The organism is Puniceibacterium sp. IMCC21224, assembly GCF_001038505.1.
GTDB lineage: Bacteria > Pseudomonadota > Alphaproteobacteria > Rhodobacterales > Rhodobacteraceae > Puniceibacterium.
In genome coordinates this window covers 194338-214345 of sequence record NZ_LDPY01000003.1, presented here as the reverse complement: position 1 = coordinate 214345, position 20008 = coordinate 194338, and the positions used below count along the sequence as shown (strand labels likewise).

Here is a 20008-nt window from a genome sequence, read left to right as displayed (position 1 = left end):
TCACGGCGCCCGCGCGGCCGAGCCTGGATTGAAGGCTTCCGGTTTATCCGTCGGCCGTGCCTGACTAATCCACGGATTTAATGTGCTTTTTGACAGCCGCTTCGTAGACGGCTGCTCCATGCTTCGAGGCAGGGCGGCGCTTCCAGCGACCCGTACCCTCGTAGTCGCAGTATCTCGCTTTATGATCTGGCCGCTCACCTATCGCAAGACTGCTTCGAGAACTGCGGCCGCGCATCACAATCAATGCTTGCGCGCCCGCAAAGGTCCGAACCTTTACCGACGAAGCTTTGAGCGCCAACACAGCAGGATGCGATGAAATCGCCTTGCTATCGTTCGTGTTGTTTTGTATCGCAGCACCATTATAGTTGGAGTCGGCGTCATGAAGCACAGGGTCCGAAGCACGGCAGCCGCCGCTGCTATCACCATATCGAGCCTCATCGGTTCAGTCGAGCAGGCACAAGCCTACCAGGTTGACTGCGCCATCTTGCTCTGCCTGGCAGGAGGCTGGCCAGCATCGGCGCCTTGCGCCCATGCTCGGGCCGTCTTCATTCGGCGGATTACACCGTGGCCGATCGAGCCGCCCCTACAGATCTGGCGATGCCCGATGGGAGTGTCGTTCAGCGCCCCTGCCCCGCTTTCGCCGATGGAACGGCTCTACGACATCGCTTTCCGAACTGAGCCGCAAATCAGCGAGCCGCAAGACCCGCCGCTCTCTTTGCTAGTGCAGGCAGAAGAACAGGCTGACATCGACATCTCGGGCGATGCCTTCGACTTCGTTCGCAGCATTCGCGTCTATCACATCCAGTTCAGCCAGCGCGAAAACCGGGATGGCGATTGCAACCGTTACGACAGCACCCGCCTCGGTTCATATGGAGTGCAAGGCGACTATCGTTGGACACGGTCGAGCGTAGCCGATGTCCCTCCAGCATCGCAACTTCCCGAGCCCGTTCACTGCAGATCGATCAGCTACCGCTCCGTCTTCGTGGACTGGCGAGACCACGAGGGAAACTACGGCTTCGAAGAGGTCCGCTACTGACCCTGCGCGGGGCGGCGTGGCGCCGGCCCGTATCCGATAAACCCTGCACCAGAGACCGTGCACCGACCCCAAAAAGGGAAACGACGCCAGACCGTGAAGCCTGACGCCGCGCTAGAAAAAAACCCGTGAACAAGGTTTTTCTAGCGCACTGTCCGAACCTCTGCAACCAGCAAAGTTGTTTTGCTAGCAAAAATGTTGTTATCTCACGGCATGGCCTCGGCTCTCTCAGGAGACACCGACCATGGAACCCACAACCGGCCTGATCTTGCGACGGATCACACAGACAGAGCTTTCCGTATCCGCCCATAAGTTGGCAACGATCATCCTCGATGGCATCGCCTGGAAGGAAGGCTACAACGGCTTGTCACGCGGGACAGCCGCGTTCACCCTATCTGCGCTCGCAGACAAAACGGGCGTTTCGCGCCAGTATCTGACCGTGCTCTTGACTGAACTGGAAGCCTCCCAGCTGCAACTCACCCGCCAAAAGCCCAATGGCAAGTATGCACCGTGGCTCTTTCGCTTCACAGCCTTTGATGAAGAAGGCGAGATCGAAGATGTCGCGTCAGGTAGAGACGACACATCACTATCTAGTAAAGATAATAACAAAACTGTATTCTCAGGACATATCAACATTAATGCAGTTACGAACGTGTTCCAGACATGCTGGGCCGACTTGATCAAGGCTGCGAAGACCGTGCTTCCATGCTGGAATGTCGATACGCAAGTGATCTGGGATCGCTTCCTTGCGTTCAACCGCGCGCGCGGCAACGAGAAGGTTCCGGCGGGTTTCTTACTCGGATTCATGCGCAGGTGGCGCACCGCGCCAGGCGCTACACCTCGACCAAGAGAATTGCCCGAACCGCAGGTGATGCTCGATCCGAGAGAGCGAGAATTACGCGATCAGATCAATGCCGCACCAAGCGCAAACCGCCAATTTCATGCTTCAGACCTGTGCAGCAAGATCGGTATGGCCGCTTATGAGGCGCGGGTTCTCGAGGTCATCCGCCAGTTTGGATGCCAGCGGTTCACGGCCATGCTGGCTGTGCATGGTAGAGCTGTATTGGCTGGGGAGATTGCGCGGTGACAATGGAGAGGTTAGCACCTGCAATGCCAAAACGAGTTGAGCACGCCCAGACCCGCGATGGCGCCAATCAGAGCAGATCGGCAAACTGCTCCAGGTCAGCAACAGTTGCGACCAGCCCTTGTTGCGTCAGGATCGACAGATATTCGTCAACGTTCTTGGGCGGGTTTTTGAGGCGGGCGCGAACTTTGCGTAGCGCGGAGCAGACCAGACCGGGCGCGAGAGAAAGCTGGTTCCGAAAAAAGTCGTCGGGCTGCTGAGTTTCGATGCCGAATGGTGCAAGTGCCTCTGGTGGGAAGTCCTTCAGGTTCTGAGTGACGATGGCGTCACAGCGCCCGACGATCGCGGCCGCCAGAACGCGCCGGTCGTCGGGATCCGGCAATATGAGGGCCGGTACCAAGGCCTCATAGCCGGTGACTAGGCAGTCGCGCGTGGCCCTGTCCATCAAGTCGCGGGTCCGCTCCAGCGCCGCCCGCTCCCGATGAGGTTCATTGCGTAGAAGGGCGTCGATCCATTCCCGATGGATGTCAGCCGTCCACTTCGCCTTGAAAAAATCTGTGACAGCCAATTGCATCAGCGCGTCCCGCATTGGCGCGGGGTAGAGAACATTCGCGTCGAACAGCACCGTGTACTGGCTCATTTCGAGCCATAGCCCATGTCCTGGTCCTGTGCGTCGGCGGCCAGTTGATCAAGGACGGCTTCGCGCTCGTTGTCGATGGCTGCCTTGTACGACATGACGTCTTCCATGCGGACGCGGCGATGCTTGCCGACCTTCCGATGCGGGATACTGCCATCCTCAAGCAATTTGATCAGGAACGGCCGAGAGACATTCAACACCTCTGCCGCCTGGACTGTCGAGAGTTCGGCGTTCTCGGGAATGATGGTGACGCCGCGACCGGCTGCCATCGCCTCAAGGATCTCCATGAGTAGCGCAACAGCGCCGGCGGGAAGTTCGATCGGTTCCATCTGCTCCGCGTCTGTAACGCGAAGCTTCAAGGGGCCTCGGGCTGCCGCAAAGCGCGACAAGGCCTGTCCCGAGACACGCGCGATCGCAGCGTCCTGCGGGGTCGGTGGAAGATGCCGGTGTGCCAACATGTTCATGGTGGTCTCCTCTCCGTTTTCTGCTGTCTGCCATCATATATGAAATAAGTGCAACAAGTGCATTAACTGAAAAACTATCCTTCACGCTCTACTGGCGCGCGGGTTATTGAGTGCACCTCTGCCGTCAACAAGGTCGGCGAAGTCTGCCACATCCTTTGTAACCACGCCATTGGCACCGCCTGCCTGATGCTCGTGCGATGATCTAAGAGACGTCGCTAAGGACGTCATTAACGACGTCTCTTAGACGGGGTCTGGCATGTGTGGTGAAATTCTTGGGGCGGAGCGCTTTGGTCAAATTCAGGTTCCACACCGATCTGCGCGCAAAGCATGCAGTTTCCTATTTCCGCGACCAACTCCTCGAACGCATAGGCCTTGCGATCATTGAACCGGCCCAAGCGGTCCAACCGCAATGCAGCGTGTCGGCATAAAACTTGGCAACAAACAGCAGCCGTTCGAACCAAACACGGCGAATTCGGGCTTTGAGCCCTCCGCGTGCAAACTACGGCAACACTGACAGGTCGGTTGGCTCTGGCTCTGCACCTGCTGCTGTCAGCATTGCGTGGACCTGCCCCCGGTGGTGGGTCTGATGATTAAAGAGTTCTGCGGCGCAAAGAGTCTTTGGTTTCTCGATACGAGTTGAGCCATCGCCTGGATACCAAACAACCATTCCGTTGAGGTCAGCGTCGCCCAGTCCGGCCGCCCACTCTTCAATTTCCTCATCTCGTTTGGAACGCAGAGCTTTGAACTCGTTCCAATCCGATGGGCTGGTCAGGGAGTGCGTAATCGTTTTCTCTGGTCGTTCGTTTCCCTTCAATCGCTGCAAGATCAGTGCGTCAGCCCAATACAAATGGTTCAGGGTGGCAGCTATTGATTGGAAGAATGCACCCCGATCCTTGTGTCGCGCGATTTCGGTGAGCCCGTCAGCGGCGGTTACCAATGAGGTATTCTGCCAAGTATTGTAGCGGGACATAAGGCGGCAATATTCGGCTGAGATCATCGTCTCAGACTCCTTCTATTTTCTATGTTGGATGATATTCTGGCGCTTGCTCCGAAGCGTCTATTCCAGCGCCTAGAGATACCTTGGTGCCGGACTCAGAAGGCCTGACCAGGATGTCGGCGCTGACGAACAACCGGATAGTTAGTTATTTGAGGTGCGACGTCAAGCATCGGGCATGAACGCTTTGTGTCGATCTATCCTCGCGCCGTGAGCGTCCGGTTCGGCGATCTGGCATAAGCACAACCTTCAATCAACTGAAGGAAAAGCTTATGAAAACGCAACTATCTTGCGCGAACCGATCTTTGCCAAACCGGATCAATCATGCAGACCACTTCGCCGAAGTCATCGAATCTGAAGGGTACAGCAAGGGGTCGATTGATAAATACTGGTCGAATGCACAAGCGCTCAGGGAGGCCTTGGTATCGGCAAAACTCACCCCTTCTGACTTAACTGATGAGCTTATGAACCAGCTTGCGCGTCCAATCGTCGACGCCGCTTCGGCGAAAGACAAGAAGCATTGCCTATACCGACTTAATCGGTTCAGGGATTACCTGATCGAGAATGCATCCGCTCCAGCGCGCCCAATACCGCCGCTCGACATGTCACCAAGGGCTGTGCTCAAACGGGAGTACGAGACGTACCTGCGCGTCCAGCGCGGTCTGTCCGGGGACACAATCTACCACTGCCTGCAGTTCTATGACCAGTTCCTGACCGCGAAGTTCGGCACCGGTCTGTTCCCCTTTCCGCCAATGGGCGGGCCTTCCTGTTCTGATTTCTGGAATGCCCATGCATTCGGAACGGCAGAGCAGGTAAGGGCAAAGCCCGTCCTGCGGCCTGGCGGGGCCGTGACAACCGGGTGGAGGGCGTGAATTTGGGAGAGAACCGCGCGCCTACGCGTGGGAGGTACCGGAATTCTCGACCGGATCCGACGCCAACGGCGGCGCTTGCCGGTTTTCTCGGACCTGCCAGGATTGCAGGCGGATCAAAAGGAATTAGAAACTTTCAGGGTTGGCGTCAGCCCGTCAATCCCCTGCCCTGTCTATCGCTCAAAGGAAGACCGGCGTATCGCCGGGATCACAGGTTTTGCTTCTACAACAACCGCGTTCCGCTAATTGGCGGCTATGCGGGACTTTTCTGCCACTATGCAAAAACGACTGTTACATGTGCCTCGGCAACCAACTTACCTTTCGGGGAGACGACAGAAACGCGGCTGACGCATTGTCGTCGCCCACCCTTAAGAATTGTAGCCTTAGCAGTAAGGTCACAGCCCATAGCTGGGGCGAGGTAGTTTATCGTGAGAGTTGCTGTTCCACCGGTGCTTGGCACGTGTGGCAAGCCAAATATTGCTGCCGCGACGCCGACAACGTCGACGAGGGTCGCAATAGCACCGCCATGCATGACCTCACCTAAGGTGCAGTTGGCCGTGTTGTAAGGGAGCCTCGCGGATACCGTATCTTTTTCAATTGATACGGGTTCTATTCCTAGCCGTTTTGGGGCAGGCGCGGCGAATACCATATGGGCAAGATGCGCCTGCTTCTTAGTAAGTTCTGACATTGTCACTCCTTTATCGGCTGCAAAAATTAAGGGAGAAAGAGGCGGACTTTCAGCTTGTTGGCCGGACGCTCAGGGTCGCGGAAACTTACTGGTAAGTCCCTATTTGTTTCTGCGTCAGGCTGAAGGATTAGGGTCTCGCCGTGCGACCCATTCAAGAGCCGCAAACATGGCAACGACTGAAGATTGCATGATAAGAAAGACCCAACCGAGTGCATTGGGGTTAATCAGTCCGGCCATCGGAAGAATCATGCTGCCGACGACCCAGAATATGTTCCCTGAAACGATTGCCTGCACTGCCCAACTGGGTATTGCTTTTAGTCTGGCGCAGGCCGCCATGAAGCCTGCAACCGGCAATAGAATTACTCCTGCCCAGAGCAGGAACGGTCCAGGAATTTGTGTCAACCCCGCTATCAATCCGGATGCACAAACCAGCAATATACCCATGGCAACGCAGGTCGCTGCGTCTAGGGCGAGAATTTTATGCAGTGAGGGCCGGTGCGAGCGATCGGTCATGCATTGCTCCTTTTTTTGAGGCGCGCTACCCTGTGTGAGCGGCAATGTGATGGCGTAATCATCCAGCGCCCACGGACTTCTGTCGATTACGTCAAAGGTAATTGTTTCAAACTTCGAGGCAGGCTACCGATGTCGGCATGGCGCAGTATCGGGACAGCTTTGGGGGACTATTGAGGCAGTGGCGACAACGTCGCAGGCTTAGCCAACTTGGACTCGCTGTTGAGGCCGAAATTTCACAGCGACACCTCAGTTTTCTTGAATCCGGACGCTCGCATCCCAGCCGTGATATGGTCATGCAACTGATCAAATGTCTGGAGGTGCCGTTACGCGAGCGGAACGTTATCCTAAACGCCGCAGGCTATGCGCCGCACTTCCCACAGCACCCGCTGGATGCGCCGGAGCTTTCTGTCGCGCGTGACGCGATCGAGCGTATTCTACATGGGCATCTTCCTCACCCGGCGATGGCGGTGGATCGCCATTGGACGTTGATCTCCGCGAATGCCGCCCTGTCTACCCTGCTGACTGGCATCGCAACTCATTTGCTGGAGGGTAAAGTGAACGTTTTGCGCTTGAGTCTCCATCCCGATGGCCTCGCGCGGCGTATTTTAAATTTGGGTGAGTGGCGCAATCATGTGTTGACCCGTCTCGGCCATGAAATCGAGATATCCGCCGATCCTGTATTGGCCGCGCTTAGGGATGAGTTGATTGCATTCCCGTGCCCAGATGCTGCTCGACGCGATCATATCGCGCCCACACGGCATCAGGAGATTGCAGTCCCTTTGCGCTTGAAGAGCGCCGACGGGCCGCTTTCCTTTCTCAGCACAACTACCATCTTCGGAACGGCAATCAACGTCACCTTGTCTGAGGTAACGATCGAAGCGTTTTTTCCGGCGGACAGGGAAACGGAGGATGCTATGGCTGGCTTCAATAATGGGCGATGAAAGGTGCAAACGTGTGGCTAACAGGTCAGAAACGATTTTTGTAACACGCGCGAGACACGTCACTCGACGCCACCAAAAACTCGGCTCCGACCTAAGGTGATTGTTAACCGTTTCCGGTGATACTGCGGCGTCAGCAGTTCACGACGAAGTAGGGAACTCAGAAAACTGGCTGGCTCCTTCCGACCTTTTGCAGCACTCTGTGCCCATGTCGCAAGAATTTTGATCTAATTGGCTTAGGCATCTGTGGCTTTCTGTTGGCTGCGAGTGAGGCGCCATGCCGCCCATGTTCCGACCGCAGCAAGCGGGACTAAGGATGTGAAAACCCATAGCGCGGTGGTGCTTGCTGTCGCTGCGTTCAAGCCTGAAGCGAAACCCGCGAAATTTGCAGCTACGCCTGCAATAGCAGCGCCAACAGCGCCGCCTGCCTGCCTGGATGCAATCAGGGCTGAGCTACCAATTGCACGGTCCTCATCCGAAAGACCCCCCAAAACGCGCCGGTTCATAAGGCTTGATGATAGTCCGAAACCTACCCCCATTATCGCAGCCGATGGCAGCACCAAGGCAAGATGAGCTTGTCCCATGACGAGAGCCAGAAGGACAGCGCCAACGAGTATGCAAGCGCTTCCCGCCCTGATCCATCCCCGTTCGTTCGATCTGTCTGACCCTGCGACTGCAAATGCTGACCCTGTCCAAGCGAAGGCCATAACAGCTACCGCATAGCCAGCAGCAAGTGGTGAAAGCCCGCGAAGCTCTTGAAGGATTGCTGGGCCGTATGCAGAAAGACCGATGGAGGCCGCTGTCAGTGTGAACATGGCTACGTAACCGGCACCGCACGCTTTTGTTACGTCGCTTGCTCCACGAGGAAGCAGACGAATTTGTGCTGTGGCGTCAACCCTTAGAACGCACGCGATCAGCGTCAGTCCAAGGATGACAAATAAGATCGCAGTAAGTGTGGACCCAATAATATTGGCGGCACCAATAAAGCCGATGCCTAGTGCAAGGATGGCAAGTTGCCGCCACGGAATACCCTCACGTATTGTGGGGGGCGCAATACCGCCCAGAAGTCCTGCGGCGGCAAAAACGAAGGCGAGCGCTTGAAATGCAAACAGCCAGAACACACCACGCCAGTTTCCGGCATCGGCGAACAAACCACCGATCAGAGGCCCGAGCAAAGTCGCAACTCCCCAGATCGCGGCGGTCGCGGCGAAAACCCGTGCGAGATGCCGTTCAGGAAAGAGGAGAGCAATGGCGATCATCGCAAAACCAGATATCCAGCCGCCCCCGATACCTTGCACCAACCGCCCAATAGTAAAAATCTCCATATTATGGGCGAGCGCAGACATCAGGCAGCCGCTTCCGAAGACCAGTCCGGCAAGAACTGTCGCTCTGCGCAGGCCTACAATCTCTGAAAAACGACCAGCACTTGCACAAGCCAGCACGACACCGGTCATGAAGCCAGCGATTGTCCACCCGAAATAGGCATAACCGCCGAGATTTAAGCCTACACTTGGCATGATCGTAGCGGTCACAAGAGTGTCGACTGCAGTCAGCCAGACGCCGAGACATATTAGGATGAACCGCGAGAATCGACCTTCGGCTAGCAGATCTCCCCAATCCGCCCTACCAGTATCCGTTTTCTTCGGCCGCCTTGGGACAAGATCGGCTGAATCGGATACGTTCTTTGGATGATTGGATCTCATGGCAAACTCCTGCATCCCTTTTTCTCTTTAAAAAGAAACTTTTGGTTGTTCCGGTTAGATATATGATACAATCGTACCATGAAAACAAGAAGGGGGTTATGGAAGTTGCCGAGAACCGTGGATCATGACGAACGCCGGACTGAGATCTGCGAGGCGCTTCTACGCATCGCCGCTACGGTCGGAATTAATGCGGTGACGATGCGCTCCGTCGCAACGGAAGCGGGGGTCTCACTGCGGCTGGTGCAGTACTACTTCGGGACAAAGGCCGACCTGATGAACGCGACATTGATACACCTCGAGAAAATGAGCCATCAAAGATTGGCTGCAAAGCTTGCTGCTCTGCCAGAAAACGTATCCATACGTGCGTACATTGATGCGATCTTTCGCGAGGCATTGCCTACAGATTCAGAAAGTCAGAAATTTCACTTGGTGTGGACATCCTATGCGATGCTAGCGGCTACAAATCCTGAATTTTCCAAGGAGCAAATTGCTGCTGGACCGGCGCGCATGGAACACCAGATTGCTGCCGCTCTTCGCGACGCTCAAAAAAACGGAGAGATATCCGGAGTACGGGATTTTACGCATGATTCAGCGAACCTGCTGGCGCTCAGTCATGGTCTTGGAACCGCAGTCCTGATTGGACTCCATACTCCCGACGAGGCAATCAAGATATTTTCTCAGCAGCTTGATGAGATGTTTTATCCTTTGCACGGTGAAGTCTCTTAGTGGATCTATGCAAGTAATCTCGAAATGGAAATTTTAGGGGGTGTCCGCAAACTGTGTTGGTCGGCTATGTGGACGAAGCGGCCTTTCGCCGCTAATGCGCCAAGGTCTGCTTCGGCGAACCATTAAACAAACCGTCGTTTCCGCCTATCGAAGATGACTGTCATAAATTAGGGTCAGGATGCATTGATTTTCGACGCGCTGCGTGATTCACGGCTCGGAAAACGGAGCGGTGATATGAGCGACCTGTACTGGCTGACCAACGAGCAGATGGCCAAGCTTGCCCCTTTTTTCCCCAAGTCCCACGGCAAGCCTCGGGTCGATGACAGACGGGTCTTGAGTGGGATTATTTTCATCAATCGCAATGGCTTGCGCTGGCGCGACGCCCCTGAAGCCTACGGACCGCACAAGACGCTGTACAGCCGGTGGAAGCGTTGGAGCGAGAAAGGGATCTTCGCCCGGATGATGGTCGGTCTGGCTGCCGAACACGGCGAGGAAAAGACCGTGATGATCGACGCGACGTATCTGAAAGCCCACCGCACTGCGACCAGCCTGGCCGCGAAAAAAGGGGGCGTGGCCGCCTGATCGGTCGAACCAAGGGCGGCATGAACACCAAGCTGCACGCCATCTGCGACAGCCAAGGGCGACCGCTCAGCCTGTTCGTCACCGCTGGACAGGTCAGCGACTACATCGGTGCGCGGGCGTTACTGAGCAGTCTGCCCAAGGTCGACTGGCTTCTCGGAGATCGCGGCTATGACGCCGACTGGTTCCGAGAGGCGTTGAAAGACAAGGGGATACGCGCCTGCATCCCTGGTAGAAAGCAGCGCAAGAAGGCCGTCAAATACGACAAGCGTCGATACAAACGGCGCAACCGCATCGAGATCATGTTCGGCAGGCTCAAGGACTGGCGGCGAGTCGCGACACGCTATGATCGCTGTCCCAAGGTGTTCCTCTCAGCCATCGCCCTCGCCGCGGTCGTCATCTACTGGTTATGAATCCTGATCCTAGAACAGCCGGTCACTCGTTCCACAAACGGTCGTTATCGCCGGTGACATAAACGTATGAGTTTTGGCGTTACGAGCCTTCTTCTGCCAACAGAAGTAGCTCGGAGAATACTATTGGAGAGAGCGCGATGCCGATCTTGAAGCTCTGGAGTGCATTTTCAGGTTGAGTGAGCTGATCTCTGCGAGCGAGGTTTGACAGTTCGACCTGAACATCACGAAGACGCGCCAGAATGTGCTTCGCTGTCTTCTGCGTCATGCGACGTGTTTGAGTCAGATAGGCCGAGTGCTCCGTGTCCCGTGCGAGGTAGGTGCTGCGAAGAAACGCCATATTCAGCTTCACAAGTGCTTGGTGCAAAGGGCCGTCGCGACGAAACTCGACCGGGCTTTGTACGGTCAGGCGGATGCGATTGCCCGGCATTACCTCCGCAAGCCCGATCTTTTCCAGCTTTATGCCCAGTTTGAAAACCCTTTGTTTCTCTAGCCGATACTGTTCTTGGATCGCTTCAATTGTCATGCCATCCAGAAGCAAGAGAAACAGGTTGAAAGCTGGACGGTCATCGGCAAGCCGCGCCTCCTGACGGTCAGTAAGTCGGATCGGCTGCACCTCAACGCGATTTGCCTCCGCCACCAGATCATCAAGGGTCAGGCCGAGCGCGGCGCAAATCTCATTCATGCGGCTGAGCTTGCAATCCCTCTCTGCAAAGATGCGTTTGATGGTTGGCTCTGACAGTCCCAGCAGCTCAGCCAGGTCTGCATAGGTCATGCGGCGCGCTTTGAGTACCGTCTTCAGAAGCTCGAAGAGTTCCGCCTGCATGGTGACCTCGCGATGCTGGAAGGGGCGAATAGTATCGAAAGCAGATACCATTTAGTCAGAAATACCCAGATGCGTATCAGAAAGATAGAGTTTGCGACACAGCAACGGAGAAACCCATGAACCATACCATCACATCTATCGTGACTGTTCTGATCGGTCTGACCTCACCTTTGCATGCCGATCCGGCAAGTTGGGCTGCTGGTCCGTTCGATATGCCCGAAAGTGCGATTTTTGACGCAGAGCATGATCGTGTCATCGTCAGCGTCATCCAAGGGCATCCTGGAGAAGCAGACGGAAACGGGCACTTGGCCCTGCTAGCGCTGGATGGCGAGATTTCGGAGCCAAACTGGATCACGGGGCTCGACGCGCCAAAAGGCATGGCGATTGTCGGGAAAACGCTTCTTGTCGCTGATCTCACACGTTTGCACGAGATTGACCTGTCGACGGGAACTCTTCTTCGCAGCCAAGAGGTCGATGGTGCGGTGTTTCTTAATGACATCACGTCCGATGGCGAACAGGCCTATGTCAGTGACTTCATGGGCAATCGCATCTGGCACTATCAGGCAGGCGACATGACCGTCTGGCTGGAAGATGAGGCACTGGCGCATCCCAATGGTCTTTTCCTGGACGAAGAGCGGCTTGTCGTTGGGTCCTGGGGAAAAGGGATGCGCGACGATTTTTCTACGGAAGTACCCGGCTCCTTGCTCGCGGTCGATCTTGAGACTCAAGCGATCAGCACCATTGTCCCGAGCCTTGGAAACCTCGACGGCATTGTGCGGATCGGCGACACGCTTTTGGTCAGCGACTGGATCACGGGGCAGCTCTTCGAAGTCGGGGCGGATGGTGCTCATACGGTCGTGGCCGAGTATCCTGCCGGGCTTGCGGATATTGCAGCATACGGCAACACGCTGGTTCTTCCTTCCATGTTGGAAGGCAATGTGTCAGCGCGAGCCTACCCCTGAGACTTGAGAGGATGAGCGACATGGAAAATCCCTATGAGCGGGGCAAGGCACTGGCTGAGAGGCATAACCCCGGTTTGGAAGAGGCCCTAGAGGCGCGCTACGGCGTGCTTCTGCCTGGAATGCCGCAAGACCTGATCAGTTTCGTCTACGGGCGACACTATGATCGGCCAGGACTGTCCCTTCGTGATCGCAATCTTGCGACGATCTCCGCTCTTACCGCTTTGGGGGGACAGACAGCCCCTCAACTTCGCATTCACATTGAGGGAGGGCTGAGGGCTGGTCTTACCCAAACGGAAATCGCGGAAGCGATCTGGCAAATGGCATTGTACGGTGGCTTTCCCGCCGCCATCAATGCGCTCAACGTAGCTTTGGAGGTTTTCAAGGAGCGTGGCGAGGCTGGACAATAACCCCTTGCCAATACCTAGTAGTCAAAAACGGTCGGTTTCGCCGGGGACAGAAACCTCCGAATTTTGTCCAGAATGCCCGGCGCGAAGTGCCCAGATCGACCGATGCTGCGCATTACATGAAGGCCCGTTGCCACCACACTGGATAAATTTTGAGGCGGACCCGCAGGTCCGCCTTGTGAGCATCATCTCATAGCTTCGGTCAGCGCCTCGGTATCCTCGTAGAAGTGATAGAGCGCGATCTGTCCGTTCTTGATCCGTGCTATCAGGGCCCAATCGCTGACGAACGGCCTGCCAGTAGCACGCACGGTGTGCCTCAGTTTGCCGTAGAGCGCGGCATGGCTCTCGTCGCCAAACGCTGCAATCACTTCAAAGTCGCCCGGCTCCAGCACCTCGGCAAAACCAGCGAAGAACGCCGCAGCACCGTCATGGCCGGTAAAGGTTCCGTGCATTGGGTTGCCGGGATTACTGTGCGGATTGGTCGAAACGAAGACTGCATCCGGCGAAGTCATGGCCATGGCGGTTTCCATCGCACCCGAAAAGATCGCAGCGAGGAAGGCTTGAGTAACCTCTACGGCGGATTGTGTTACGTCGGTCATAAGGAAGCTCCTTGGTTGATTGTGGTTGGGGGAAATCCGGCAAGCACCAGCTTGCCAATGGTGCGCTTGCCCTCGATCCGGGAATGGGCCGCGCGCAGGTTGGCAGCGTTAATAGGACCGAGAATTTCGGGCACGGCGGGAATCAACCGACCGGCATCAATCAAGGTCGCCACATGGTTTAGGATGACGCCTTGCCGTGCCCGGTCCGGGGTGGCGAACATGGCCCGCGTGAACATGAATTCCCAGGTCAGCGCAGCGCTTTTCTGCATCAGAAGATTCATGTCGGGTGGTGTGTCAAACGGGACGATACAGCAGATGCGTCCTTGCGGTGCGAGCATGGCCGCGAGTATCGGAAAGTGCGTGTCAGGATCGGCAGCCAAAAGGATCAGGTCCGGTGCAGGCAGGTCGCGTGCAGTCAGCTCTGCGGCCATGTCGCCCGAATGGTCGATCACTGCGTCCGCGCCAAGGTTCAGACACCAATCACGCGTTTCACTCCGTGACGCGGTGGCGATGATGGTCAGACCAGGCACCATCCTAGCGACCTGGATTGCCATTGACCCAACCCCTCCGGCACCGCCGACGATCAGAAGGGTCCTTGCCGGAGCATCGACTTCTGCCATTCCATCCGGTTCAGGCAAGCCGAGCCGCTCAAAGAGTGCTTCCCACACGGTCAGCGCCGTCAGCGGCAGCGCAGCGGCATGTGCGGCGCTCAATCCTTGGGGCCGACGACTGACGAGCCCGGCCTCGACAATGTGCAATTCGGCATTGCCGCCAGGTCGGGTCAAATCGCCTGCATAGAAAACAGCATCGCCAGGGGAAAAGCCTGTCACTTCGGTTCCAATGTCGACCACCGTGCCTGCCACGTCCCAACCGAAAACGGCAAATGTGTCGTCAGCCTCCTTGCGCATCCGCACCCGGGCATCGGCGGGGTTAATGGAAACTGCCTCGACCCGCACCAGAAGATCCGTGGCCTTTGGTAGCGGCGCAGGTAGTTCGTGGTCGACTAAAGACTGCGGCTCGCTAGCGGGTAGTGCCCGCCATGCTCCAATTACCTTCATAGATTATCCTCGGGTTACCTCTTGCATTGACGGTGAGGGTAGTGCGATTATTTTTCGCCGTAAGGATAAAAAAATTGACATGGTATGGGCATAAATAATCAGACTGATCCATTGGCTTGGGATGATCTAAGGTTCTTCCTAGCGCTCGTGCGCGCAGGTAGCCTGATGGCTGCGGCTCGGGGGCTAGGGGTCGAGCACTCAACCGTCTCGCGTCGGGTAGGCGGGCTCGAAGCAACGCTCGGGCTGCGCCTGTTCGACCGGTTGCCGCGAGGCTGGCGGCCAACACCCGAGGGAGCGCGGCTCGTGGCGCAGGCCGAAGCGGTTGAGCGTGAGGTTGCGACTTTGTCCCGCACTGCTGCTGGGCTTGATGCGTTGACTGGCGAGGTTCGTATCTCAGCGCCCCCGGTACTGCTGGCGATGCTGGTGGCACCGGGGCTGACGACACTGAGGCAGACACATCCGGGTCTGGTGCCAATTCTGATTGGCGCAAGGCAGACCAGCGACCTGGATCGGGCCGAGGCTGATATTGCCCTGCGGATAGGCGCAGTTGTCGGTCCGGATCTGATCACCCGCCGACTTGGATCGGTGGCCTATGGTTTATACGGGCGCCCTGACCAGATCGCGTTGCCACCGGCGAGACGTGTCTATCTTGGTTTTGATGACAGCCTGCCCGACCTGCCCCAAGCCCATTGGTTAGATGTGCGGACTCAGGCCGAGACTGCGAGCATCGGGTTGCGCAGCAACGACATGGCGACGCTGATGGCCAGTGCTCGCGCCGGATTAGGTCTTGCGCTGCTGCCACGCTTTGCTGCGCGCGCTCTGCCCGACCTGATGGAACTTCCAGATGATAATCCCTTCGAGCCCCGCCCTCTGTTCCTCGTAATGCACCCTGATATCCGTCGCTCGGCGCGGGTGCGGCAGGTAGCCGACCACCTTAACGGATTCATTGGCAAGGAGTTGGACCGGCTCGGGTGAGTCATATTGCAGACCAGATCTTAATGACCTCATCTCAACGGTAGCTCCACTGCTTTTGGTAAAAACTCCGAAGTGCTTACTGCTGAGAGCCCTGCGGGGGCTCGCTATGTCCCACATTGCCGCCAGTCAGCAGGGACAGAAACCACTGGTCATAATGTGATGACCAAAAACGGTCGTTTTTGTCACTCACTTTACCGCCGCTGGAATCGTTGAAAATTTTTGTGCCACAAAACCTTGGCAAAACTGCCTTTAATTTTGTCACGTTTTTGGCCGTGCCACGATAGAGCAGACATTCATGCAGGGCGCAGCACCATGCACTTTGGGCTCGAAGCTGACATCTGACCACAGCAGCACCAAGCTTATGACACAAGAATAATTTCTGCCGGTTGCATTCCTTCCATCCGGACTTCCAGCCACCGGATGTAGCCGTTCAGGTTCTTCGTCGCTGGCCCGCAGAAGGGTTTGATGAAACTGCCGTAGCGGGCGTGCAGCGAGTTCACATTCTGATTATGATAGCAGCCCGCCGCGACCCGTGTGCCGGGCTTACTTCCGACTACGAAATGCTCAAGGCCGCGTGCTGCCGCAAGGTTCTTGTAGCCGTTGCCTCTGTCCGAGCAGAGCACGGCATCGCCCGGGACTAAGGGGTTCATCGCGCGCTCCACCGTCGCGCCCTTTCGGTTCGGGAGTCTACGGAAGAGCCGTGCGCCGCCGCGGTCGGCAACCGTTAGAATGGGCAGCTGCCACCTCGATAGGCCGCGCATCATTTTCAGTCCTTGTGTCGTGAAGTCTCCCCAACGGGGCCGCGGCGGCTGTGAGAAATTCTGCGGATCGGCGAAGTGCCGGACCCACTCCCGTGATCCCTTGCGCGACTCCCGCTGGTAGGTTTCGTCCGCCTCGATAATCCCTGAGAAGTCCATCTCCGTGCCACTACCGATGATCGAAAACACTAGCATCCGCCAGCGCCAGATCGTGTATTTGTTGAGCCGAAGTTGATGCGCCAGAGCTCGCACAGACTGCAGCACGGAAGTGCCCAGCATATCCCACAGGACGACCATGAACAAATCAGGGCGATGGATGAGGCCGATGGCCCTTCCGGTCCGGCCCGAGTAGGTCTTCTTGCAGCCCGAGCATCGGTAGCGCTGGACGTTGGTGCGTGTGCGGCCCCATTTCTGGCGTTGATTGTCGTGGCATAAAGGGCACCTGCGTTCTCGGTTTGTCCGCGCTTCGATCTCCGAAATCGCCTCCGTCTTTCGTCGAAGATCCCGGATCTTAGCCTGGGCGTCCTCGATCTGGGCCGGATTCAGTTCGTCGAGAGCATCGATAAAACGGCGAAAGTCGTGGTGTAGCAAGGGCATCCTCCGCTGGGAAAGCGAGGTAACATAGGCCCTTTCAAACTAATCCGAAGTGAACCAACACAGTTTGCGGACACCCCCAAATTTTATAGCGGCATTTCGGCCACAGCGCACCTTTGACGCGACCCGTCGCAAGGTCTGTTGACCGGGCCATAGCGAACGCCCATAATTTTCTGTAGGTTGAGACCTGCCTTCGCAAAATGGCTTCGGTGCCGGCGCAACGCTATCGTGTTTGAATGGACAATCCGCCGTAGATGTTCTGACGTATCTCCGGTCGCTTGAGATAAGAGTGAGGAAACCCAAGGTCCGGCGCCCCTGCGTCTTCAAGACGTGACAACTGCGCAGGTTCCAGTTCAAAATCCAGTGCTGCAAGGTTGCCTTCGAGCTGCTCAAGTGTCCGCGCGCCGACAATAGGAGCGGCGATTCCAGATTGCGACAGCAGGAAGGCCAAGGCGACTGCAGCGGGGCTTTGGCCCGTCTCGGCAGCGATGTCCGCCTGCACGTCGAGGATGCCGAAGGTCCGATCATCCATGGGTGAACCCTGTCGCGCCATGGCTGCACGACCCTGGACATCTGTACGGCCCTCAAGGTCCTCCCGGCTGTACTTTCCACTCAGCAGCCCGCTGGCGAGCGGGGACCATGGAATGACGCCCATACCCATCTCGCGGGCCATCGGGATCAGGTCGCGATCGCCACTGCGTTCGATGAGATTGTATTCGAGCTGTAGGGCTATCATCGGAGACCAGCCGCGCAAATCGGCGACGGCCTGCATACGAGCGGCTTGCCACGCCGGGATGTCCGACAGCCCGAGGTAGACGACCTTGCCCGCAGCCACCAAATCATCCATCGCTCTCAGGATTTCTTCAACCGGCGTCGTCGAGTCCCAAGCGTGGAGGTAAAAAAGATCAATATAGTCAGTCTTTAGCCGTCTGAGACTGTCCTCCACCGCGCGAACCATTGCGCGACGACTGTTGCCGCCAGAGTTTGGATCGCCCGCGCGCATCGGAAGGGTATATTTTGTGGCAATGACCAACGTGTCGCGCCGGCCGACGGCGAAAGCACCGACCATTTTCTCGGACGTGCCGCCGGTGTAAAAGTTGGCCGTGTCGATGAAGTTGCCACCACGATCAACATAGGTGTCGAAGACTTGCCGCGCGTCTGCTTCGGCCGCGCCCCAGCCCCATTCGGTCCCGAAAGTCATCGTGCCCAATGCCATCGGCGACACTTTAAGTCCTGATCGCCCAAGCAACCTGTAATCGTCTAACCGCATCGTTACTCTCCATCTTGATTTGGTGAGAAGATGTCAAATCGACGGCGCAATGATAATGCCCTACGATACGATCACACTGTTAAGGAGAAGGCATACAATGCGCGGACATGACATTGCCGAATTGCGGGTATTTCTTGCAGTGTTGGATCATGGCGGCTTCCGTATGGCAGCGCCCCATCTCGGTATGACACCCTCGGCCGTCAGCCAGTCGATCCGCGCTCTTGAGCAAAGGTTGGGGCAAAGGCTCTTGAACCGCACGACCCGCAGCATTGCACCAACCGAAGCAGGTCAACGACTGCGCATGCGCATCACGCCAGCGCTGGCCGAGATTGCGGCAGCCGAAGGTGAATTGCTTGCTACTCTGGATTGTGTGACCGGGCGTGTGCGGATTACTGCTCCAAGTGTGGGTGCAGAACATGCTCTTGCGCCGCACCTGGCCAGCTTTCATGCCGCCTATCCAGACGTGAAGGTCGAGATTGTCGTCAGCGAAACGCTGGACGATGCCGTGGTGGGCGGTTTCGATGGCGGTTTGCGGCTTGGTGAAAGCTTGGGCCTGGGGATGCGCGCCATCCCGATCGGTGGTGCGGTGCGTATGGTCGTTGTCGCCGCGCCTGCCTATCTCGCAGATCACGGTCATCCTGAAACACCCGAAGCGCTTCGCGAACATTCCTGCCTCAACTTCCTTCGACCGTCCACCGGGGTGCCTTGGTTGTGGGAATTTGAGAAAGACGGCCGCTGCTTCAACATTGAAGTGGATGGACCACTTATCTCGACGGACGCCCGTGTTCTTCTACGAGCAGCCATTGACGGAGCCGGAATCGCGTTCTTGTTTGAGCAGGACGCTGCATCATCAATCGCTTCAGGGCAGGTGCAAACCCTTCTGAAAGACTGGACACCGCAATTTCCAGGTTATTATCTCTACTATGCCGGAACACGTCTGGTGACGCCCGCGTTGCGGGCCTTTATCGACCATCTTTCCAAACGCCGAGCGAGCTAGCTGAAGGATGGTCAAGCTTGAACCAAGCCTTCTCTGTGAGTGATATGCGGACAAAGTGAGCTTTCGCTGCGACTGCACCAAAGGCCGCTTTTGGCAGTCGCTCAATAAACCGTGGATTTAGCGCGATGCTACCAATGTGACGGCCAGCAAGAGCAGCCAAAATGCTGTGGACAGAAGGAAGATACGCTCTGCCAACCCAAACACGCGCCTGAGCGGCGGCAACAGCGTCGTTACCACGCCCACCAGCGAGATAGTCGCTATCCAGCCGAGACCACTAAGGATCGCGTTCAGTGGCGGGTTGGCGAAAGTGCCTAACGTCGGCTGTGCTGCTGAAACGATCATGTAGGTTAAAGCAAAAGTTATGATGGCAAAAACATAGTGCAGCCTGCCTTCACGTGTGACCGCCTCGCCTTCGATATCGGTCCGAAAACGCAGCACCCCGATCCGCAAGATGGCCAGAAGCGCGAGATAGATCGGAACTCGCACAGGGAAATCGCCAGTGGATACTGTCGCGATCGCCAGCAATGCGGCCCCAAGACTTCCTACGAGGCCGTAGCCAATAAATAGGCGAGCCGTCTTCCCCACAGCATAGTCGCTGACTGCATGGGCGAAAATTGACCGTTCGGGTGCAATTACATGAAACGCAAGGAACACACCGAGGACAACTGCATAGCAGGCCGCAGAAAGCACTGCCGAAATGATAATCAGCATTCGATCACCCCACTCTTTTCGCTAAAAAATCATGGGTGTTAATCTATTGCAAACCAAATCGCGGAATAACGCGATTTGGGGATAATTACCGCCAACACCTTAAAAATTGCCCGAATTGGCGCTGCCACAAACCCCAGCCAAAACCTAAGGGGCTGATGAAGGTTTCGGAACTTTTGCGATATCGGGCCTTCGTGCATAGTGCAGAATCTGTCGAGT

The 20008-nt window shown here is 56.6% G+C and carries 23 protein-coding genes; 10 read left to right on the top strand and 13 right to left on the bottom strand.

The window, feature by feature from the left end:
- The first annotated feature begins 643 nt into the window (after positions 1 to 643).
- Both IMCC21224_RS29045 and IMCC21224_RS22680 read left to right on the top strand, forming a co-directional pair.
- Complete coding sequence (locus IMCC21224_RS29045) at positions 644 to 1036, top strand: hypothetical protein (RefSeq protein ID WP_369796061.1); 393 nt, start codon at positions 644 to 646, stop codon at positions 1034 to 1036.
- 241 nt (positions 1037 to 1277) lie between these two features.
- Complete coding sequence (locus IMCC21224_RS22680; RefSeq protein ID WP_047997851.1) at positions 1278 to 2120, top strand: hypothetical protein; 843 nt, start codon at positions 1278 to 1280, stop codon at positions 2118 to 2120.
- Between the two features lie 67 nt (positions 2121 to 2187).
- Here the strand turns inward: IMCC21224_RS22680 and IMCC21224_RS22675 are convergent, their stop codons facing one another.
- The 4 genes from IMCC21224_RS22675 to IMCC21224_RS22665 all read right to left on the bottom strand — a co-directional run bounded on the left by IMCC21224_RS22675 (position 2188) and on the right by IMCC21224_RS22665 (position 4215).
- On the bottom strand, positions 2188 to 2757 hold the full coding sequence (locus IMCC21224_RS22675) for a PIN domain-containing protein (RefSeq protein WP_047997850.1): 570 nt from the start codon (positions 2755 to 2757) through the stop codon (positions 2188 to 2190).
- Positions 2754 to 3218, bottom strand: a complete 465-nt coding sequence (locus IMCC21224_RS22670; RefSeq protein WP_047997849.1) for a helix-turn-helix domain-containing protein — start codon at positions 3216 to 3218, stop codon at positions 2754 to 2756. Before IMCC21224_RS22670 ends, IMCC21224_RS22675 begins: the two co-directional genes overlap by 4 nt.
- A gap of 227 nt (positions 3219 to 3445) precedes the next feature.
- Positions 3446 to 3622: a zincin-like metallopeptidase domain-containing protein gene (locus IMCC21224_RS27455; protein WP_255348005.1), complete on the bottom strand. Its 177-nt coding sequence runs from the start codon at positions 3620 to 3622 to the stop codon at positions 3446 to 3448.
- Between the two features lie 95 nt (positions 3623 to 3717).
- Positions 3718 to 4215, bottom strand: coding sequence for a DinB family protein (locus IMCC21224_RS22665; protein WP_047997848.1), 498 nt, complete (start codon positions 4213 to 4215; stop codon positions 3718 to 3720).
- Positions 4216 to 4484: 269 nt separating this feature from the next.
- Between IMCC21224_RS22665 and IMCC21224_RS22660 the strand changes: the two genes are divergently transcribed.
- A complete protein-coding gene (locus tag IMCC21224_RS22660; RefSeq protein ID WP_047997847.1) occupies positions 4485 to 5084 on the top strand; it encodes a hypothetical protein in 600 nt (199 codons plus the stop codon).
- A gap of 271 nt (positions 5085 to 5355) precedes the next feature.
- Here the strand turns inward: IMCC21224_RS22660 and IMCC21224_RS22655 are convergent, their stop codons facing one another.
- Together IMCC21224_RS22655 and IMCC21224_RS22650 are read right to left on the bottom strand one after the other, a co-directional pair.
- Positions 5356 to 5769 (bottom strand): PaaI family thioesterase, encoded by a 414-nt coding sequence (locus IMCC21224_RS22655; RefSeq protein ID WP_047997846.1) that lies wholly within the window; start codon positions 5767 to 5769, stop codon positions 5356 to 5358.
- Between the two features lie 114 nt (positions 5770 to 5883).
- Entirely contained in the window at positions 5884 to 6282 is a 399-nt protein-coding gene (locus tag IMCC21224_RS22650) for a hypothetical protein (protein ID WP_047997845.1), read from the bottom strand.
- Between the two features lie 137 nt (positions 6283 to 6419).
- Between IMCC21224_RS22650 and IMCC21224_RS22645 the strand changes: the two genes are divergently transcribed.
- Positions 6420 to 7223: a helix-turn-helix domain-containing protein gene (locus IMCC21224_RS22645; RefSeq protein WP_047997942.1), complete on the top strand. Its 804-nt coding sequence runs from the start codon at positions 6420 to 6422 to the stop codon at positions 7221 to 7223.
- 233 nt (positions 7224 to 7456) lie between these two features.
- On the opposite strand, the gene IMCC21224_RS22640 is transcribed toward IMCC21224_RS22645, so the two are convergent.
- A complete protein-coding gene (locus IMCC21224_RS22640) occupies positions 7457 to 8938 on the bottom strand; it encodes an MFS transporter (RefSeq protein ID WP_197089305.1) in 1482 nt (493 codons plus the stop codon).
- 102 nt (positions 8939 to 9040) lie between these two features.
- On the opposite strand from IMCC21224_RS22640, the gene IMCC21224_RS22635 reads away from it, so the two are divergent.
- Positions 9041 to 9649, top strand: a complete 609-nt coding sequence (locus IMCC21224_RS22635; RefSeq protein WP_197089304.1) for a TetR/AcrR family transcriptional regulator — start codon at positions 9041 to 9043, stop codon at positions 9647 to 9649.
- A 234-nt stretch (positions 9650 to 9883) separates the two neighbouring features.
- Positions 9884 to 10641 (top strand): IS5 family transposase gene (locus IMCC21224_RS27450; protein WP_156178405.1). Its coding sequence is split into 2 segments (ribosomal slippage): positions 9884 to 10220 and positions 10220 to 10641, totalling 759 coding nucleotides; the frame shifts between segments, so codons are not numbered across the junction.
- Positions 10642 to 10720: 79 nt separating this feature from the next.
- Here the strand turns inward: IMCC21224_RS27450 and IMCC21224_RS22620 are convergent.
- Positions 10721 to 11464, bottom strand: a complete 744-nt coding sequence (locus IMCC21224_RS22620) for a helix-turn-helix transcriptional regulator (protein WP_197089303.1) — start codon at positions 11462 to 11464, stop codon at positions 10721 to 10723.
- A 116-nt stretch (positions 11465 to 11580) separates the two neighbouring features.
- On the opposite strand from IMCC21224_RS22620, the gene IMCC21224_RS22615 reads away from it, so the two are divergent.
- Positions 11581 to 12426 carry a hypothetical protein gene (locus IMCC21224_RS22615; protein WP_047997842.1) on the top strand — a complete coding sequence of 282 codons (846 nt, stop codon included), beginning with the start codon at positions 11581 to 11583 and terminating at the stop codon, positions 12424 to 12426.
- A 20-nt stretch (positions 12427 to 12446) separates the two neighbouring features.
- On the top strand, positions 12447 to 12833 hold the full coding sequence (locus IMCC21224_RS22610; protein ID WP_047997841.1) for a carboxymuconolactone decarboxylase family protein: 387 nt from the start codon (positions 12447 to 12449) through the stop codon (positions 12831 to 12833).
- Between the two features lie 182 nt (positions 12834 to 13015).
- On the opposite strand, the gene IMCC21224_RS26775 is transcribed toward IMCC21224_RS22610, so the two are convergent.
- Both IMCC21224_RS26775 and IMCC21224_RS22600 read right to left on the bottom strand, forming a co-directional pair.
- Positions 13016 to 13429 carry a nuclear transport factor 2 family protein gene (locus IMCC21224_RS26775; protein ID WP_053079172.1) on the bottom strand — a complete coding sequence of 138 codons (414 nt, stop codon included), beginning with the start codon at positions 13427 to 13429 and terminating at the stop codon, positions 13016 to 13018.
- The gene (locus tag IMCC21224_RS22600; RefSeq protein ID WP_047997840.1) at positions 13426 to 14487 is read right to left on the bottom strand and encodes a zinc-binding alcohol dehydrogenase family protein; all 1062 of its coding nucleotides are present in this window, start codon (positions 14485 to 14487) and stop codon (positions 13426 to 13428) included. The genes IMCC21224_RS26775 and IMCC21224_RS22600 overlap by 4 nt, the downstream gene beginning before the upstream one ends.
- Before the next feature lie 84 nt (positions 14488 to 14571).
- On the opposite strand from IMCC21224_RS22600, the gene IMCC21224_RS22595 reads away from it, so the two are divergent.
- Positions 14572 to 15462: a LysR family transcriptional regulator gene (locus tag IMCC21224_RS22595; protein WP_047997839.1), complete on the top strand. Its 891-nt coding sequence runs from the start codon at positions 14572 to 14574 to the stop codon at positions 15460 to 15462.
- 359 nt (positions 15463 to 15821) lie between these two features.
- Here IMCC21224_RS22595 and IMCC21224_RS22590 read toward each other — a convergent pair whose 3' ends face one another.
- Positions 15822 to 16811, bottom strand: a complete 990-nt coding sequence (locus tag IMCC21224_RS22590; RefSeq protein WP_197089302.1) for an IS1595 family transposase — start codon at positions 16809 to 16811, stop codon at positions 15822 to 15824.
- A 226-nt stretch (positions 16812 to 17037) separates the two neighbouring features.
- Positions 17038 to 18084: an aldo/keto reductase gene (locus IMCC21224_RS22585; RefSeq protein WP_047997837.1), complete on the bottom strand. Its 1047-nt coding sequence runs from the start codon at positions 18082 to 18084 to the stop codon at positions 17038 to 17040.
- Positions 18085 to 18133: 49 nt separating this feature from the next.
- Here IMCC21224_RS22585 and IMCC21224_RS22580 point away from each other — a divergent pair, with 49 nt between their 5' ends.
- Entirely contained in the window at positions 18134 to 19081 is a 948-nt protein-coding gene (locus IMCC21224_RS22580; RefSeq protein WP_197089301.1) for a LysR family transcriptional regulator, read from the top strand.
- A gap of 117 nt (positions 19082 to 19198) precedes the next feature.
- On the opposite strand, the gene IMCC21224_RS22575 is transcribed toward IMCC21224_RS22580, so the two are convergent.
- Positions 19199 to 19792 (bottom strand): DUF998 domain-containing protein, encoded by a 594-nt coding sequence (locus IMCC21224_RS22575; RefSeq protein ID WP_047997835.1) that lies wholly within the window; start codon positions 19790 to 19792, stop codon positions 19199 to 19201.
- Positions 19793 to 20008 lie beyond the last annotated feature (216 nt).

What these genes read in the sequence shown, in the direction of transcription:
- IMCC21224_RS29045 (WP_369796061.1), top strand. Translation starts at nt 644, where the DNA reads ATGGAACGGCTCTACGACATCGCTTTCCGAACTGAGCCGCAAATCAGC.
- IMCC21224_RS22680 (WP_047997851.1), top strand. Translation starts at nt 1,278, where the DNA reads ATGGAACCCACAACCGGCCTGATCTTGCGACGGATCACACAGACAGAG.
- IMCC21224_RS22675 (WP_047997850.1), bottom strand. Translation starts at nt 2,757, where the DNA reads ATGAGCCAGTACACGGTGCTGTTCGACGCGAATGTTCTCTACCCCGCG.
- IMCC21224_RS22670 (WP_047997849.1), bottom strand. Translation starts at nt 3,218, where the DNA reads ATGAACATGTTGGCACACCGGCATCTTCCACCGACCCCGCAGGACGCT.
- IMCC21224_RS22665 (WP_047997848.1), bottom strand. Translation starts at nt 4,215, where the DNA reads ATGATCTCAGCCGAATATTGCCGCCTTATGTCCCGCTACAATACTTGG.
- IMCC21224_RS22660 (WP_047997847.1), top strand. Translation starts at nt 4,485, where the DNA reads ATGAAAACGCAACTATCTTGCGCGAACCGATCTTTGCCAAACCGGATC.
- IMCC21224_RS22655 (WP_047997846.1), bottom strand. Translation starts at nt 5,769, where the DNA reads ATGTCAGAACTTACTAAGAAGCAGGCGCATCTTGCCCATATGGTATTC.
- IMCC21224_RS22650 (WP_047997845.1), bottom strand. Translation starts at nt 6,282, where the DNA reads ATGACCGATCGCTCGCACCGGCCCTCACTGCATAAAATTCTCGCCCTA.
- IMCC21224_RS22645 (WP_047997942.1), top strand. Translation starts at nt 6,420, where the DNA reads ATGGCGCAGTATCGGGACAGCTTTGGGGGACTATTGAGGCAGTGGCGA.
- IMCC21224_RS22640 (WP_197089305.1), bottom strand. Translation starts at nt 8,938, where the DNA reads ATGCAGGAGTTTGCCATGAGATCCAATCATCCAAAGAACGTATCCGAT.
- IMCC21224_RS22620 (WP_197089303.1), bottom strand. Translation starts at nt 11,464, where the DNA reads ATGCAGGCGGAACTCTTCGAGCTTCTGAAGACGGTACTCAAAGCGCGC.
- IMCC21224_RS22615 (WP_047997842.1), top strand. Translation starts at nt 11,581, where the DNA reads ATGAACCATACCATCACATCTATCGTGACTGTTCTGATCGGTCTGACC.
- IMCC21224_RS22610 (WP_047997841.1), top strand. Translation starts at nt 12,447, where the DNA reads ATGGAAAATCCCTATGAGCGGGGCAAGGCACTGGCTGAGAGGCATAAC.
- IMCC21224_RS26775 (WP_053079172.1), bottom strand. Translation starts at nt 13,429, where the DNA reads ATGACCGACGTAACACAATCCGCCGTAGAGGTTACTCAAGCCTTCCTC.
- IMCC21224_RS22600 (WP_047997840.1), bottom strand. Translation starts at nt 14,487, where the DNA reads ATGAAGGTAATTGGAGCATGGCGGGCACTACCCGCTAGCGAGCCGCAG.
- IMCC21224_RS22595 (WP_047997839.1), top strand. Translation starts at nt 14,572, where the DNA reads ATGGGCATAAATAATCAGACTGATCCATTGGCTTGGGATGATCTAAGG.
- IMCC21224_RS22585 (WP_047997837.1), bottom strand. Translation starts at nt 18,084, where the DNA reads ATGCGGTTAGACGATTACAGGTTGCTTGGGCGATCAGGACTTAAAGTG.
- IMCC21224_RS22580 (WP_197089301.1), top strand. Translation starts at nt 18,134, where the DNA reads ATGATAATGCCCTACGATACGATCACACTGTTAAGGAGAAGGCATACA.
- IMCC21224_RS22575 (WP_047997835.1), bottom strand. Translation starts at nt 19,792, where the DNA reads ATGCTGATTATCATTTCGGCAGTGCTTTCTGCGGCCTGCTATGCAGTT.